We start from the raw sequence: 18,386 nt of genomic DNA, 5'->3' as shown, positions 1-18,386 counted from the left end.
TATTTCGGTTTTAATCATTATACAATTAGGCAGTCATAGACTGCACTATTTTCGTAAAACAAAATAATTTAAAAAAAAACACTTTACATGTAGGGATAAAACTACAAGTTGAGATTTTCTTTTAAACTACTCATAATTAATAGCATTATTTTGATTTTTTTATTTAAAATTCAGAACTTGTGGCAATCACTCTACACAATAAAATTATTTATGTATTTTTAACGTGCTAAAATCCTACTTGTAAAATGAATGCATTTGCCGACTTATCAATCCTCATAGCTGACGATCATGTTATTATCAGACGCGGGTTAAAATTTTTACTGGAAACCCATTTCGGAAAGTTTAACATAGAAGAAACAGATAGTTCAAAAGGTATCCTGTCTGCTTTAATGAAACATCGTTTCACTCATTTGATTTTAGATATGCAATTGACTGATGGAAATGTATTGGAAATATTTCAGGAAATAAAACAACAGTTCCCTCAGTTACCTATCCTCATTTACTCCATGAGTCCTGAAGAAATTTTTGCAAAGCGTTTAAATAACCTTGGCGCATCCGGATATCTGAATAAACAAAGTAGCGAAGAAGAAGTGGTTAAAGCCATGGAACTTTTCTTTACAGGCAGAAAATATGTCAGTCAAAAATACTTTGATATGCAACATAACATTCCGAAAGGCAAAAGCGAAAATCCATTTTCGAATTTATCTGAAAGAGAAACAGAAGTGCTTTTGCTGTTACTTAAAGGTAGAAGTGTTAAAGAAATTGCCTCACATTTTGATTTAAAATCCAACACTGTTGCAACTTTTAAAGCAAGAATCTTCGATAAAATCGGTGTTAAAAATCTTATGGATTTACAAAACGCTGCACGAGCCTATAACATTCCAATAGTCTGAGTTGTATGCAAAAATTGCGAGTACTTTTTATTATCTTATTATTTTCTTCCTTCAAACTATCGGCACAGAACGGCTACAGTATCCAAAATTACACCATTAAAAAAGGGCTTCCTGACAACAATGTACTTGGATTGTTTTATGAGAAAAACGGATATGTTTGGATAGTATATGGAAGCGGCTTAGCACGTTTTGACGGTATAAACTTCAAAAAATATTTTACATCTGATGCTCCTTATCTTAATTTATTTTTAAATCAATCTGTTAATGGTGATAAATTTATGCTGGAGCCAAGCGGAAATATTTTTCAGGTTAAAGATTTATCAATTGACACTTTAAGGAAAGGAAAAATAAACTCTTTGAATTATATAAATATAAAAGGTACGCTTCCTGACATTAAAACTTATTTGGAATTATCCACACCCCATGTAAACAAAACCGTTGACAAAAGCTGGATTTTAACCCCGTTGATTATGTTTCCATTATCCAACAACACATACATGGTCAGAACAAAAAAAGGAATCGCACAAATTAAAGGTAAAGAAAAACTAAGGGAACTAAATTTAGAGCACCTGCAAAACCGTAAGTTCATTTCTGCAAACGGAAATATTTATGTCTTCGCAAACAATTCCGAAATATACAGAGTTGATATAGCATCATGGTCATTGGTTAGGTGTAAATTAAAAGGTGACTTAAATTCTCACAAAAATTATTCGCATAAAATCATCAACACATACTGGAACTTTAACAATAGCGACCCCTGTGTTCAAATTGATTTCAATCTATATTCTTTCGTTCCTGATTCAATCAATATTAATATTATTAACACTGAATTATTAACAGACCAACTTCCCAATAACTGCCTCATTAATTCAATTATTTATATTGCCGGTCAGAATCTGATCATGACAGGTACAGATACCCGTGGTTTATTTGTTTACAAAAAACGTTACTTTAAATCACTTGAGTTCGCCAATCCCGAACCCGGTACAAACAATACCTATTTTTGTCAAATTGCATTAAATGACAGCACTATTTATACTGATTGGAACAGAGAATTCACAATTAACGGAGGTAAAAAAAGTAAGCTTAATTTAAACAGAAATTATTCTGAAAACATTTTTGTTGACAAACATGGTGATTATTGGTATGCCGAAAAAAACACATTAGTGCATCATTTTACAAAAACCAATTCAAGAAAATACATCAGCTACTCCGGTGATGAATTGGCATTATCCTATTTTGAAGAAGGTGATTCTATGTGGGTTGGACTCATTAAAAGTTTTGGTTGCGTTGTAAATGACACTTTAAAGTATCTTAAAATATTAGATAATAATGAATCAAACTCTAATATTTTTCAGTTATTACGATTTGAAGATAAACTTTGGATATGTAACTATACTGGTATTTACAAATATGATACTAAAAATGACAAATTAGATACCTTGCAGGAACTTACCTTGAAATACACCTATCATTTTAAAGTTATTAAAGATTATCTCCTTATTGGCACATATGGTCGTGGCTTTTACATGTATAAAAACGGCAAGACTGTAAAAATGCCCATTGGAAGATTTGATGCCCTAAGGCAAGTACATAATTTTATACCTGATTCATTGGGATTTCTATGGATGGCCACCAACAATGGAGTTATAAAAACAAAATTTGATGAGCTTGTCCACTACTTTAACGATACAACTTATCAAGTGCCATATTTTCATTACGCTGAAGAAGATGGTATTGTCAATCCGGAATTTAACGGAGGTTGCGACCCTCCTTATATCCGACTCAACAATGGATACGTTTCTCTTCCTAATGTAGAAGGATTAGTTTGGTTTTATCCAGAGAAAATTGAAGACCCACGCTCAGATTATCTTATAAGTATTGATCAATTCATTGCAGATGATTCTATTTACTTTTCATTAAATTCAATTACCGTACCCAATTCGGTTCAGAATATAAGAATAGAGTTTTCAAATCCCTATTGGGGGCAAATCGAAAATTTGTATTGTGAGTATAAACTGGAAGGATACAATAAACAATGGATACAAATAAACCCAAATCAATCTGCACTTGAATTTTCCAACCTCAAATCAGGTGACTACAAGCTTAATATTCGAAAAAAAACTGGACTTTCTAAAGACTATAAAGAATCTACTCTTGAATTTCATATAGAAAAAAAATATTACGAAACAATATTGTTTTGGTTAGCCATGATTGGAATGGCTCTATTAATCATCATTATAATTGTGAGGATTTACTCTATAAACATCAGGAGAAAAAATATTTTGCTTGAAGAAAAAGTTGCATTACGGACATCAGAGCTGCAATTAGCAAATAATGAATTATCTGAATCTATTAAAATCAAAGACAAACTAATTTCAATTATATCACATGATTTAATAACACCATTAAGATTTATCACTTTTGTTGCAAAAAAAGCAGTAGGCAAAGATGTTGAAATGGATACAGGCATACATAAAGTATTATTAGGCGAAATAGAAGATACAACAGAAAAACTTCAGGCAAATGCTGAAAATATTCTAAACTGGATTAAACAACAGAATAAACGTATAACAAGACAAATTACAAGTGTTGCTATAGGTGCTTTAGCAGAAGATGTTAAAGAGCAATTTATGCATATTACTTATAACAAAGACACCAGGCTTGTCAGTCAAATTTCTCATGATGACATTATTCAATCCGATGCAAATTTACTTTCAATAATTTTACGTAATTTAATATCCAATGCTACAAAATTTACTGAAAACGGTTTTATTAGAATTTATTCCAAACAAAATAGTCACTACCAGATTATTGTCGAAGATAATGGCAATGGTATGTCTAACAAACAGCTGGCACGAATAAACAGACTGATAAATAAGCAACCATTAATGGAAGAAGATGAACAGATAGACAACAAAGAAGGATTTGGACTTGGCTATATTATAATTTCCGAACTTGTTCAGATTCTTGAAGGAAAAATTATCGTAGAAAGTAAAACAGGTGAAGGAACAAAAGTTACAATCAGTCTTCCTTTAACTTATCAATGATTATTTTGTTTAACCACTACTCCATTCCACTGCATATTGTCAGTAGTAACGCATAGATAATAAACCCCATTACTCAATCCGGAAACATTCAAGGCAATTTCATCCTCATCAGAAAAAACTTTTTTTATCCATTTTCCGACTTCTTTACCGGCAACATCTTTAATAACAAAAGAAACACTTGAAGAAGATTCCTTTAACACCATTTTAATGTGCATTTCATTACCAATGGGATTTGGATAAACAGAAATAAGTTTATCCTGATTGTATTCACTTGTCATTCTTGTCTGAGAAACAGTGTTCTGTGAAACTTGAATAACATAAGTTTTAATACGTTTAGAAACTTCTGCACTTTCATTGCAACTACTACGGCTTTTAACACCAACGTATCCACCTGTAAAAGAAGGAAGGAAATCAACGGTAATGGAATTGCCGAACTGTCCGGAAGTAATAATAGCATTTAGAGGCACAGTCCATAAATAATCAGAAGCACCCATTACAGGTAAAACACTGTATGCTACACCTGAAGTACCTGCAACCACAGCTGCAGGACCCGAAATAGTTCCAGGTAAAGGTGGCTTTGTATTTAATTGAACACAACTCACGGTATTACTTTTCAAACAAGCTTCTCTACTGGCAATACAAATTTTCCCATCAGAAAATGTACTATCAAAAAATGCTGTCATCTGTAAAGTGTTAGTGGTATTTACAATTCCTGCTTGGCCATTCAATAAAATATTTTCAGATGCCTGCCACCAAAAAGATGAAAGATTGTTTAAAACGTTAACTGTATAGACTAATGAATCTCCGGGGCACGCCACCAGACTCCCTGAAATTTGGGCAGGAAAAGATTTTACAGTGTTAAGATTAATAACGGAGGCATTGCTGCTACCACAAACATTGATTGCACTTACAGAAATATTATATAAGGGATAAACAGTGTGAATATCAAATCTTACCAAAGTGTCTGTCGCAGTGGACGTAAAATCTATTCCTGCTGAGGCAGTCCAGTTATAAGAATCCGCATCAGAAGATGATTGTATAGATAGCTCTTGATTATTAGATGGCGGACAAACAAATGATGTTCCTGCAATTGGTGAAGGCTGTGCAGGAATGCCTCCAACTACTTCAATTGACTTTACTTCAGAAACATTGCATCCCTGATTATCATTAAAGGTATATATAACATTATGTACTCCTGCACCGGCTGTTGTTGGATTAAAAACAGAATCTATTACCCCTGCACCTGAATAAAACCCACCTAAGGGGGCTCCACTTAAAGTAATAGGGTCATCGGTAACACAAAGTTTTGTTACAGGAACAGACAACTGTGCAACAACATCACAGTCTTTTACTATACTGAATTCATCCAGAACCTGTGGTGCATTTACGGTATTATCAACAAATGTTACAGTTAGTGTATCGTCTTCTATTTCGATAAGTAATGAACCGAGTTCCTGATCATAATACCTTTTCATTGCCGGGTGCGGCCATTCCGGGCCAATTGGGTCTAATACTCCTGAACATCCGGCTTGCACTACAACTAATCCTTTATAATTTTTTGAAGACTTTTTTAGGTATGGTTGTGGTAATTCGCCAAATGATGAGTCAACAACCATGGTTGAATCAAATGTTGATGATAAACCGTAGTGACCATTCATGAAATATGAGCGTTCATACACATGGTTATGCCCACATAATACCAAATCTACTTTGTTTTGATCCAGAACAGGCATAATATTCTGTCTGATTAAAATCAGGTCAGTTTCAGTATCAGAGTTATGACCGCCCTTGGTGTAAGGCGAATTATGAAACACTACAATTTTCCATTTCTGTTGTGTTGCAGCTATGTCATTTTGTAACCAATTGAGCATATCACTTCCAGGCTGCAACAGTGATAGTGTATTTGTTTCTAATGCTATGAAATGAATATTGCTGTAATCAAATGAGTAGTATGCCTCAGACCCTGATGGTACACCACCACATTCCCCATTTTTAGGAAATGTGAAAATATCATAATAAGGTCCGGTTTGTGCTATTGCATTGGCAGTATAATTTTCATGATTGCCGGCAACACTAAATACAGGAATATTCTTTAAAATATCCTCGTAATGATTCTGAAAAAATGCATCCTGATACTCCTGATCTGTACCTGAATAATAGGCATTATCACCAAGCATATACAACAAATCAATTGGTAAAGAGTCATTGAAATTCAGAAATGCATCACGCACATTATTCTGGTCAATAGTGTTTATTCCTGTATCGCCCATTGACCAAATTCTGACATGCTTGGGCATTCCTTTTACAGGTGCCGTATTAAAATAATTATTTGAATCTCCCTGAAGGATATTTATTCCATCACTTACTGCATAATAATATCGTGTATCAGGATTAAGTCCTGTCAATCTCATCTCATGATCAATCACATTTGCAGAGTCCATTAACGTATAGTTTAAAGAATCCGGGGCACTACCGTAGAGAACTGCTGTTGAACATAAAATATTCGTTCTCCAACGAATTGTAATTGCTGAATCGGCTACCATCTGAAGATAAGGCTGACGCAGCAATTGAGGCACAAAATTGTTGAAAGCTTTTAACTGAAGATCAAATGACAAGTCAGAACTAAACTCATTTATCTGATGCACTTCTACAGCAATTACATTTACCCCTGTAAGAAAATCTGCAGGTACTAAAACGATTGACTGTAATGCATTTCCATCATCAACACAGTCAGTATAAGCAGGTGTATTGTAACCTACATTTCCTGCCGGCATGTTTGATCTGAAAACTTCTGTACCGTTGATATAAACAATGGCCCCATCGTCACGCTTTAAATCAAGGTGATAGGAAGCAAAATCGTACGGATTATTTAAACTAATTATCTTTCTGAAATAGGTTGTTATATATTTATTATTAGGATCACTCCCATAATTAATAATGGTTGTTTCATCTCCATCACCATATCCAAACTCTCCATTCCCAATAACCCATGTTGAATCATTATATCCAATCTGACTCCAGTTTGCATTTGGTAGATAGCCCAAATCAAAAAATCTCCAGGAATCATTAAAACTAACCAAGGTAGTATCTGCATTTGTAAAAAGCGGCAAGTAAAAAAAGAGTATTAGTAAAAATCGTTTTGCAGTCATGTCAAAAAATTGCGATAAATATTTAACTTTCAATTCCTACTAAGAAACAAAAAACCGACTTATAATAAGTCGGTTTTCCTTTTAAGTTATGCACAATTATTCAATCACGATTTTTTGAGTGATGCGATGATTAAATCCATCAGTAATTTGCATCAGATAAATCCCCGGTGAATTTCCATTTCGTTTCCACTCAATATTTTCACCTTCAGGATTAAATCTATGCACCATTTCGCCAAGTATATTGGTTACTGTAATGGTAGTAGAAGAGATATCAAAACCACTTAATTTAATATTGGTTACTTCTTTAAATGGATTAGGAAATACCTCTGCCGACACCTGCGTTGCTATATCAGTTTCATAACCTTCGGAACGACAGCTTACGAATTTAATTAATTTCTCAGCAGAATTTCTAATACAACCATTAAATGTGTGAACTACTCTGTATTGTCCGGCTAAACTTGCCTGATATGTTTGTGATGTAGCTCCGGGAATATTCACTTTTTCATGTTGCCATTGAATTGCAACACCGGAATAGATATTACTGCTTAATGTTGCCTGCTGTCCGTTACACAAAGTTGTTCCCGGTGTTACAGAAACTACAGGTGTAGTATTTGTTTGAACAGAAAGTATTACTGTATTTGATGTTACAATATTACATCCGGGCAAATGAACTTTCACATAATACTGACCTGAACTGGTTGCATTTAATGAAATATTGATTGCGCTATTGATAGCAACATTATTTCTATACCATTGATAGGTTGCTCCTGTTGTTGGTAATACTGAAAAAGTTTGTGGTGTACCTGAACAAACAGTAGAAGTTCCTGAAGGAGTTACAGCAGCATTAACTACAGCAGTATTTACCGTTACCTGATTTGATTCTAGTGTCCCGCAGCTACTTGTTACATCAACAGTATATATTCCTGTTTCTTCAGCTAAGAATGTTGACTGAGTAGCTCCGGCAATTGTTATTCCATTCTTTCTCCATTGATATGCTAATCCGTTGCCGGTGTTTGCAGAAAGTAAAACAAAAGAGCCTGGACAAATAGTTTGCGGTGTTGACGGTGAAATACTACTTGAAAGTGAAATTACTGCAAGAGTAACTGCAGGTGAGGAAGAACTGCCGCACGAACTCACAATATTAACCGTATAATTTCCCTGAGATTTTGCAAAAATGGTTGATGCGACTGCGCCAGCAATTGCATTACCATCCAAATACCATTGATAAGAAGTACCACTAGCAGGATTTGCGGTTAGCAGAACACTATCGCCTGAGCAAATCGTTTGAGCAGTATCAGGACTAATCGTTGCAGAGATTGATCCCACAGAGACCTGTACCGAAGTAGATGTAAATACGCCACAGCTATTTGACACGGTAACGGAATAATTACCTGCAACATTGGCACTAAATGTCTGGCCTGTTGCTCCATTTACCGGAGTACCATTTAGGTTCCATTGATAATTGTTTCCAAAACCTGAATTAGCTGAAAAATTCACACTTCCACCTGAACAAATTACTTGAGTGGCATCTGGTGAAATTACTGCTGCACCAGGGACTACATTAACAGTAACAGATTGTGAAGTTTGTGAACCACAGCCATTTGTTATAGTAACTGAGTAAACGCCAGATACGTTAGCTGAATATGAATCTGAAACAGCTCCGGGTATTGCATTGCCATCAACATTCCATTGATAGTTATTACCCGGTTCATTAGAAGTTGAAAACAACACACTACTTCCCTGACACACTGTTTGAGTGTTTGAAGGTGAAATAGAAATCTGCATTGAACTTGCGGTAACGGTAATTACATTAGAAAGTGCTGCACATGTAGTTGTTATTCTGCATTGATAATTTCCAGACGTACTTACAATCAAACTTTGGTTAGTTTCACCCGCAATATTCACTCCATCTGCAAGCCATTGATAGGTTGCCCCAGATACGGTGTTGGCATTTAATATAACAGTTTGTCCATTACACAAATTAACACTTCCGTTAGCAGTAATTGCAGCCGAAGGTCCTGCAACAATTTTAATTGAAATAGCAGGCGATTTCTTTGAGCAGCCATTAGCTGTTTGCGTGACACGATAGGTTCCGGCAAGTGACGTTGAATACAACTGTGCTGTTGCGCCATTTACTGCAGATCCATTTCTCTCCCACTGATAGGTTACTCCAGGAAAATTATTGGTTGAAAGTAAAACTGCACTTCCACTACAAATATTTAATGAACCATTTGCAGAAATAGTTGGTGTTGGATTATTAATAACTGCAACTACTATTGTATTCGAATTGCCTGTACAACCGGGTGCAGTAATTCTACAATAGTAATTACCATGACTAGATGCACTATAGGAAGAGCCGGTAGCTCCTGAAATCACACCATTATTTCTATACCATTGAAATGAAAAACCTGCTCCTGTCTGTGCAGAAAGTGTAACTTTACTACCTGCACAAATATCTGTTGATCCCAGTGCGGAAATAACATGTGCACTTCCAGTAGTTGTTACAACATTAGATAATGAGGCACATCCGGTTGAGTCAGTAGCTAACAAAGAATAATTTCCTGCACTTAAAATTTCTAAGCTACTATTTGTAGCTCCGCTAATATCAACACCATTTTTTTTCCATTGAAAAGTATAACCGGCACCTGTGTTGGCAGAAAGTGTTACCGGACCTATACAAAGATTCAGAGAGCCTGAAGGCGTAATACTGACAGTAACTGCTGCTCCAACAACTGTGGGTGATGAAACTACTGTTCCACATGATGAGGTGACAGCTACTGTGTAGCTGCCTGCACCGTTGGCAGAATAAGACTGTGCAGTTGCGCCTGAAATAGCAGAACCATTCAATTGCCATTGGTAAGTTAATCCGTTACCTGTGTTGGCAGATAATAAAACCGAATCGTTCTGACAGATGGTTATATTTCCAGATGGGCTGATTGTTGCTATCTGTCCACCTGTTGTGACTGTAATAGTTTGTGTGGTAAAATCGCTGCAAAATCCATTTGTATAAGTATAAGTAATAGTATGCGTGCCTATACCGGCAATTGCAGGATCAAACATGCCATTGCTTACACCTGTACCAGAATAAACTCCACCGGCAGGACTTCCTCCTGTTAGTGCAAAAGCACTTTGTCCGGAACATACATTACTGAAAGGCGCGAGAGTAACTTGCTGATCGCATTGTTTGATAATCGTAAACTGATCATATATAGTGGGATTAGGTAAAGTGTTATCTAAAAATTTAGCGTATAATGTATCACCATTTACGTCTAACACCATTGAGCCATAGGTTGAAGAAGAATAGGAATACATTGCATTATGTGGCCATCCGGGAGATGTGCCTTCTAATATTCCTCCAGTACCGGCAACTGCATAGACCGTACCCTGAAAATTTGCTGATGCCGATTTAATATATGGGGTAACACCTGCACCACTGCCACCATTAACTAAGTTAGAATTGTTAAAAGTGTTCTCTGACCCATAATGGTTTTTAATCAAAAATGAGCGCTCGTAATTGTGACTGTGACCACAAAGCACCAGATCAACTTTATATTGCTCGAGAATAGGAACAAAGTTCTGCCGCATCTCAATCAACTCAGTTTCTGTATCAGAGTTGTGGCTACCCATAGAATATGGTGGATGATGAAAGTAAACGACAGTCCACTTTTGTGTATTGGCAGCCAGGTCTGCCTGAAGCCAATTCATCATAGCGCCACCAATAGTTCTGAAAGATGCCGTTGTTGATTCAAGCACTACGAAGTGAATATTTGCATAGTTGTATGAATAGTATGCTTTCTTGCCTGAAGGTACACCACCTGCTTCTCCGTTAGTAGGAAAGTTAAACAACTCATAATACGGTCCGGTTTCTGTAACTGCATTTGAAGCATACATTTCATGATTGCCGGCTGCTGGCCAAACAACAGTCTGACGAAGCATTTTTTCATATCTGTTATTAAATACATTATTCTGATACTCTGCATCGGTTCCTGAATTGTATGCATTGTCACCTAACCATAACCAAAGATCTGTGTAGGTATTACCGGTATAGTTATAGTAAGCATCTCTAACCTGATTCTGCTCAACACTTCCAAAACCCATGTCACCTAATACCCAAATTCTTGTAGGCTTTACCGTTCCAACAACAGGTGGAGTTACAAAGAAATTTTCTGCCGGATTATTCTGAATAAAATTATTACCTGATTTTACGGCATAATAATATTTTGTGTTTGGTTGTAATCCACTAAGCTGAACAATATGTTCTGTTATGGGTGAAGCACTGTATGCACTATCTGTAAAAACACCTGCAGTTGTTCCATAAACTACTTTAGACATAGCGGAAATATCTGTTCTGTATCTAACAATTATGCTCGTTGGTGTAGCAACATTCAAATAAGAACCAATTACAATTGATGGTATTGTTGGTGGTGTGTTTCCCATGCCAGTCAATGACATATCAAAGCTCAAATCAGAACTATTTGCGACAAACTGATGTACCTCTGCTGCAATAACGTTGGTGCCATTTACGAAGTATGATGTTGGGATATTAGCAGTCAAGACAGAACTGCCATCATCAGCAGCATCGGCTGTTGCTAAAGTATTAAAGGTTACTGCTCCTGCAATATTATCTCGCCATACTTCCGAGCCATTTACGTAGAGTACAATACCATCATCCCGCTTAACACCAATTTGAAACGAAGTGAATGCATTTACATCAGCAATAGAAACTGATTTTCTGAAATAGGTTGTGATATACTTACTTGAAGGATTAGGTCCGTATGAAACAATTGTAGTTTCATCACCATCGCCATATCCAAACTCTCCCGGGCCTGATGCCCATGTAGCATCACTAAATGAAACATCACGCCATGTGGAACCCTGATCGGTTCCATTATCTAAATATTTCCATACTGAGTTTAAAGGAAAGATAGTTACATTCAATGGAGGTGGTGATTCGAGACCGGTAAGTCGCATATCAAAACTTAAGTCTGAGCTATTAACAACAAACTGGTGTATTTCAACGGCAATAACGTTGTTGCCATTTACGAAGTATGATGTTGGAATGGTAGCTGTAATAATAGAACTTCCATCATCAGAGGCATCACTGGAGGCCAGTGTTGTATATGTCACCACTCCGCCTATGTTATCACGCCAAGCTTCAACGCCATTAACATAAATCACTATTCCATCATCACGTCTTACACCCAGTTCAAATGATGTGAAGGTTGAAACATTTGTAATATTGATTGATTTCCTGAAGTAAGTTGTAATGTATTTGTTGGCAGCATTTGGGCCATAAGACACTACAGTATTTTCATCGCCTTCGCCATATCCGAATTTTGCGGCACCACTGCTCCATGCTGCATCATTAAATGCTGAGTCGCGCCAGGCTGTACCCTGATTCGTTCCATTGTCTAAATATTTCCAAACAGAATTAAGAGGAAAAATTGTTTGATCGGCATTGGCTAAACATACCATTGCCATGAACAAAATTGTCAATCTAAGTTTCATCGTAATCATAAAATTTTTAAGCGTCACAAAATTACCCTAACTACACTGAAAAAGTGTGTGTTTTTGGGTGAATAGTTACACACAATCAGAGTACTTCTGCTACTGTAAATGTACTACCTCCGACAAAAATCAAATCTTGTGCTGTGGCTGCTTTTTTTGCGCTTAGCAATGCCCGTTTAACCGATGTATAATATTCGCCTTGCAATCCCACTTCTATAGCCTTGCTTCTCAATTCTTTAGCAGGCATTGCACGAGGGATTTTAGCATTGCAAAAATAGCAGATTGCATGCTTTGGCAATAGCTTCAGGACAGGCATAACGTCCTTATCATTAACCATACCAATAACCAAATGAAGCTTTTTAAAACTTATCTTACAAATTTGGCGAATTACTGTTTTAATACCGTCAACGTTGTGACCAGTATCAGCTATAATGAGTGGTTTAGTTCCTAACACCTGCCATCTACCTGTGAATCCGGTCAATTGCCGAACATTTAGAAGTGCTTTTATTACATTTTTCTTTTCAATTGAAAAACCTGAATCTTTTAATATTTCTATCGCTGATAAAACAGTTGCTATATTTTTTAATTGATAGTCACCTGCCAGGCTTAATTTTAAGTTTCTATAAACTTCGCCACTCTTTAATTCTGCATCAAACACTAAATATTCGAGAAACTTCTTCTTAAGTTGGACTTTACAATTGTTGCTTACAAAATAAATCGGTGAAGCATTTTCCTCTGCCTTTTTCAGGAAAACTTTTTTTGTTTGAACTGTTGTTTCACCTATCAGAACAGGAATATTTTCTTTTATAATTCCTGCTTTTTCAGCTGCAATTTTTTCAAGGGTATCACCTAAAAGATTCACATGGTCCCAACCGATGTTTGTTATTACAGAAAGTTCTGGCCGAATAATATTTGTTGAATCCAATCGTCCACCCAAACCGGTTTCAATCACTACAACTTCAACATTACAATGACGGAAATAATCGAATGCCAATGCAACAGTCCATTCAAAAAATGAAGGCTGCATAATATCAAACTCCTTCAAATATTGTTGCACAAAGTCGCTTACATACTTTTTAGAAATCATTTTTCCATTCACCCTTATCCGTTCTCTGAAATCTTTCAGATGAGGTGAGGTAAACAAACCTGTCTTATAACCTTGCTTTTGCAATACAGCAGCCAGCATATTTGAAGTGGAGCCTTTACCATTTGTTCCGGCTATGTGAATAGATTTAAAAGTTTTATGTGGCTGATGGAGTATTTTATCTAATGCAATACTATTATCTAAATTATTTTTATAAGCTGCTGCACCAATGCGATGAAACATTGGCAATTTTGAAAACAGATAATTCAGTGTTTCGGTATAGTTCATTTTACTGAACAAGAAAAACAAAGGTAATGGTTCCTCTTTGTTCTTCAACTCCCTGTGGACTTTGATTAAATTTTGCTTTAAATGCAGCGTCTTTTGCTTTTCTGAAAAGATTAGCGCTTGTGGTAGTTGAACCTCTTGCACCGGGAACTGCATCAATAACATTACCGTACTTATCAACTTTAATTGATACAACTACCTTTCCCGTCTCCTGACTGTTGTCATAAATTGTTGGCTTGGCACGTACAGACCTTCCTGCTAAATCATAAGAAAAACCCGGACCGGAGCCACTACCTTTTCCGGGACCGGAACCATCACCCTCTCCTCCACCACTACCGCTTCCACCTTGGCCTGTACCTTTACCTTGATATAATGCATTGGGATCACCATCACGTGTTCCCTGATCACCGCTGCCGGAGTTTGATGTTCCCTGCGAAACAGAATTATTTTTCTTGCCCGGATATAATGCCTCTGCATTTACTTTAGGCACTACAGGCTCTACTTTTTTAACTTCAGTTTTTACAGGTGCCTCAATTGTTTTAATAACTTTTTTCTCCGGAATCTTTTCTTTTTTAGCTTCAACAACAGCACTCTCTTCTGTTTGCTGCGTAGTATAATTTTGTTCTTCAACGACAGCAGAAGGTGTTGCTGTTAAAGGTTGTGGATTTTCAGAAACATTTTCAGATTCGGGCTGAATGTTTCCTGTTGACAACTCAACAAAACCAAGGTTAGAAGATTCTGCTCCGCCACCCCCACCGAATGGTGGAATTTTTGTGTGCATTGTGAACCACCATAAAAGAAACAACAAGATGCCGTGTAGCACCAGAGTTAAAATTAAAGAGTTTCTTTTTATAGCGGGAACTTCCATATTACTTCACTGTGTTGGTAGCAAGCACCATTTTTATTTTATTGCGGGCACCAATGTCAAGCAAGTCAACTAACCCTTGTACCTGAACACTTTTATCAACTTTCAAAATTGCTGTTGGATCTTCCTGACCTTGCAATTGAGTAAGAATAGAGCTTTCCAGCTGATCAAACGCAACGACCTGATTGTTCACTGCATATTGCATATCGGCAGTAACTGAAATTGTCACCGGATGCTTTACCGCAGGCTTGCTGGTTTTTGCATTCGGCAACAACAGTTTCAAAACGTTTGGTGTTGCCATTGTTGACGTAATCAGGAAAAATAATAAAAGGAAAAACATAATATCATTGAGGGAGCCAACAAAGACTTCCCCGGTCATTTTATTTCGCCTTCTCAGATTCAATGCCATAATGATGCTTGGATTAACAGGATTTCACAATTATTTTTTTACAGGCTCTTCGAGCAGGTCAATAAACTCAACAGCGTTTATCTCCATTTTATTAACAGCGCGGTCAACTAACGATATCAGATAATGATAACCTGCATAAGCGGCAACACCAATTAACAAACCTGCTGCACTGGTAATCATTTTCACATACAAGCCTCCTGAAATGGTGTCTATCTGCAAACTATTCTCTAACGATATCTGATAAAAAATCTTGATTACACCGAAGATTGTTCCAAGGAAACCAAACATTGGTGCAATACCTGCAATTGTTCCTAAGAAACTCAGGTTCTTTTCAAGTTTATAAATTTCGAGCTTGCCCACATTTTCAATTGATGATTCTATATCACGGATAGGTTTACCCAGACGCAACAAACCTTTTTCAATCATTCTTGCCACAGGATGATTTGTGTTTCTGCACAAGGCTTTTGCTGCATCAACATTACCGGTATGAACAAAGTCTTTTATCTGATTGATAAAATTTTTATCAATGTTTGACGATTTTCTAATCGTAAAATATCGTTCGAAAAAAATATAAACAGCAGCAACCGACAACAATCCTAACGGAATCATTATAGGTCCACCCTTTATAACCAAATCAAGAAACGAAATGGATTGCTCGGCCTTCACCGCAGGCTGTAATGCAGTGGCGCTATCTGTAACAGCTTGAGTAATTTGCAATAAAATGCTCATGTTGAATTCGAAATTTTAGAACAGTAAAAGTACGCCCATGCCCTTATTAAATAATCAAGTTTCACTGCTATTTTAAACACAGTTTTGTTGATAAGGCAAACGATAATAAAAGTAAAAAAGTATAAATTGCTCATACTAAAATGAGCTAAGTGGAAGATAAAGTCCGCCTAATTGATAATCAGTTTGCCTGAATTCATCACTTTTTCGCCTCTAACCTTATAGAAATAGATGCCTTTGTTCAATCTTCCTAAAGAAATCATCCCGGAATTGCCTTCTTGCAGTTTCATTTGCATTACCTTTTTACCGGCAACGTCAAAAAGCTCGAATTGGTAATTATTCTCATGTGTATGACTAAGACTAATAAATAAATTTTCAGATGCAGGATTGGGATACAAGGTTACTGTCATGCCCTGTTCTGATTCATTCAAACCAAGCACACCGCCATTATCAGTAAATCGTCTTACAAATTCCTGATAGTACTGATTGGCAATGTTTCTGTTATGTATGATTAAAGTATTTTCATCGTTTTTCTGATTGGCAGTTGTACTCCAGTTATGCGACCCTGTCAGCACCAATGGGTCACTTGAAGGATTATTCTGATCAACAATCAGGTATTTGTGGTGCAACAATCCGGTTTGTGTTGAATGATTGTAAAGCATCAATTTTGAACCCATAACAGCATTCAGAATACTGTATGCCTGTCCACCACCACTGCCAGTGTCATCAACTATGCCATAGGCATCTACACCATGATTTAAAATACGGTCTTCGGCAACATAAGCAACATCAAATCGGGTAAACACCAATAAAGCAAACTGCATTTGCTGATCTGCAGATTCAACAGTTGTCATTATTTGATTGTTTACATTATCAGATGGACTGAAATAAGACTCTACTCGATTGCCGCCAATATTATATTCATGAGGCGTGTTGTCTTTCTTATCCGGTCCAAATTTGGAATTGGCAGAATTGGGCTGAAGTACATTGCTACCCCACATTTCTTCAAATTCCATTGTATAACCAATTGCAAGTGACTTATCCTGTACAATCAATAAATTATTTGCATCATTATTGAGTTGAGCATTTGTGAAATTGGTTGATCCGGAAATCACAATAGGGTTGTTTGCATCACTTGATTTGGCGTCAATTACAACAAACTTATTATGCATGATGGAATAATAACCCGGAGGTGTAGTTGGCGATGGAAGCATATTTATTGTCGGGTTCAACAATGCCAACCCACTGTTGGCATTTCCGCCATCATAGATAATTCTTACTGCAACACCTCTGTTGTCTGCATCATTAATAGCCTGTACAATCTGTGATGTTCCACTGTTTTCAAAATTATAAATTGCAATATCTACACTCATTTGTGATCGGTTGATATATGCTGCAATGGTATCCTGAAAAGCTCCCGGCAATTGTATAGCATTGTTTGCAGGTGTCCATGCATAGCTATTGTTGACTGCCTTATTAAAATAAACTTTCATATCACCGCTTGAAAGTGAGGCCGTGATGTAAATTTTAACAGTAGCTGTTGCGGTATCATTTCCATTTACAGAAAATGCCTTTACATAATACACCTGAGAAGGTGATGCACCTGAAAGTGTTACCGTATGATTTGCACTACCTGATGTGCCGTTAAGAATTCCCAATTCAAGAGCAGGTGTAAGTCCATATTCAATAAAAGAAGAAGCAGGCAGATTGGTAGTCCAGTTGACATCAAAACCTGCTGTGTTGATATTTTGCTGAACAGGCGGTGAGGTCATGTAAAAAGTTGATGAAATAAAAATATCGTTTTGATCGCGGGGCAGTAGTTGATACACCGCTTGATACTGACTGCAGACTGCAATGAGGCTAACAGCACCGGAAGGAATAGGCTGACCTACAAGATTGGTATTGGCTGCAACACGAACCTGACCACTTTCGCCATTGGAAGTAAAAGCATAGTTAGCATTACCAACAAAAGTTCCACCGCCATTGTTAAACACAACACCATCAATTCGCACTAAATGACTTTCTGTACTTTCATCGAGCAGCAATGGCGTTGTCACAATTGGTGCAGGCAAGTTATTGCCACCACCCATATTCTGAAAAGATGTTAGATTAGTAATTTCAAGTAATCCAAAATAATCTGAAAGTACTCCTGTAACCATAATGGCATCGCCACGAACAGTTGTATTTAGCTGTGTACTGAACACAGCAACACTTCCTGTTCCATCATTGATGTACCGAATATTTCCTAACTCCTGCCCATTGACACAAACACCCGTAACCGTTACTTGAGTGCCTGTGGGCGAAGTTCGAGCTGTAGCAATGGAAACTAACTGTGCAAAACCATTCTGCAACAGTAGAACAAAAAAAACAATACTAATTAGAGGCTTCATTTGTGTTCTTATTAAAAGAAAAACGCA

Annotated in this window: 9 protein-coding genes; 2 read left to right on the top strand and 7 right to left on the bottom strand. The window is 36.7% G+C overall.

Going from position 1 to position 18,386, the window contains the following annotated elements; genetic code table 11:
* The first annotated feature begins 245 nt into the window (after positions 1 to 245).
* Together V9G42_08235 and V9G42_08230 are read left to right on the top strand one after the other, a co-directional pair.
* Entirely contained in the window at positions 246 to 893 is a 648-nt protein-coding gene (locus tag V9G42_08235; GenBank protein ID MEI2759400.1) for a response regulator transcription factor, read from the top strand.
* Positions 894 to 898: 5 nt separating this feature from the next.
* On the top strand, positions 899 to 3,943 hold the full coding sequence (locus V9G42_08230; protein MEI2759399.1) for an ATP-binding protein: 3,045 nt from the start codon (positions 899 to 901) through the stop codon (positions 3,941 to 3,943).
* On the opposite strand, the gene V9G42_08225 is transcribed toward V9G42_08230, so the two are convergent.
* The 7 genes from V9G42_08225 to V9G42_08195 all read right to left on the bottom strand — a co-directional run bounded on the left by V9G42_08225 (position 3,937) and on the right by V9G42_08195 (position 18,359).
* The gene (locus V9G42_08225) at positions 3,937 to 7,092 is read right to left on the bottom strand and encodes a metallophosphoesterase (GenBank protein ID MEI2759398.1); all 3,156 of its coding nucleotides are present in this window, start codon (positions 7,090 to 7,092) and stop codon (positions 3,937 to 3,939) included. The two genes, V9G42_08230 and V9G42_08225, sit on opposite strands and share 7 nt — an antisense overlap.
* A 96-nt stretch (positions 7,093 to 7,188) precedes the next feature.
* Positions 7,189 to 12,600: a metallophosphoesterase gene (locus V9G42_08220; protein MEI2759397.1), complete on the bottom strand. Its 5,412-nt coding sequence runs from the start codon at positions 12,598 to 12,600 to the stop codon at positions 7,189 to 7,191.
* Between the two features lie 85 nt (positions 12,601 to 12,685).
* The gene (locus V9G42_08215) at positions 12,686 to 13,972 is read right to left on the bottom strand and encodes a folylpolyglutamate synthase/dihydrofolate synthase family protein (GenBank protein ID MEI2759396.1); all 1,287 of its coding nucleotides are present in this window, start codon (positions 13,970 to 13,972) and stop codon (positions 12,686 to 12,688) included.
* A gap of 1 nt (position 13,973) precedes the next feature.
* On the bottom strand, positions 13,974 to 14,750 hold the full coding sequence (locus tag V9G42_08210; protein MEI2759395.1) for a hypothetical protein: 777 nt from the start codon (positions 14,748 to 14,750) through the stop codon (positions 13,974 to 13,976).
* Positions 14,751 to 14,838: 88 nt separating this feature from the next.
* Entirely contained in the window at positions 14,839 to 15,213 is a 375-nt protein-coding gene (locus V9G42_08205) for a biopolymer transporter ExbD (GenBank protein MEI2759394.1), read from the bottom strand.
* Positions 15,214 to 15,273: 60 nt separating this feature from the next.
* Complete coding sequence (locus V9G42_08200) at positions 15,274 to 15,972, bottom strand: MotA/TolQ/ExbB proton channel family protein (GenBank protein ID MEI2759393.1); 699 nt, start codon at positions 15,970 to 15,972, stop codon at positions 15,274 to 15,276.
* 167 nt (positions 15,973 to 16,139) lie between these two features.
* Positions 16,140 to 18,359 (bottom strand): phospholipase D-like domain-containing protein, encoded by a 2,220-nt coding sequence (locus tag V9G42_08195; GenBank protein MEI2759392.1) that lies wholly within the window; start codon positions 18,357 to 18,359, stop codon positions 16,140 to 16,142.
* Positions 18,360 to 18,386 lie beyond the last annotated feature (27 nt).

It is taken from the genome of Bacteroidia bacterium, assembly GCA_037045145.1.
GTDB lineage: Bacteria > Bacteroidota > Bacteroidia > AKYH767-A > OLB10 > OLB10.
Note: the sequence above shows the minus strand (reverse complement) of the source record. Positions and strands in the feature narration are given on the sequence as shown.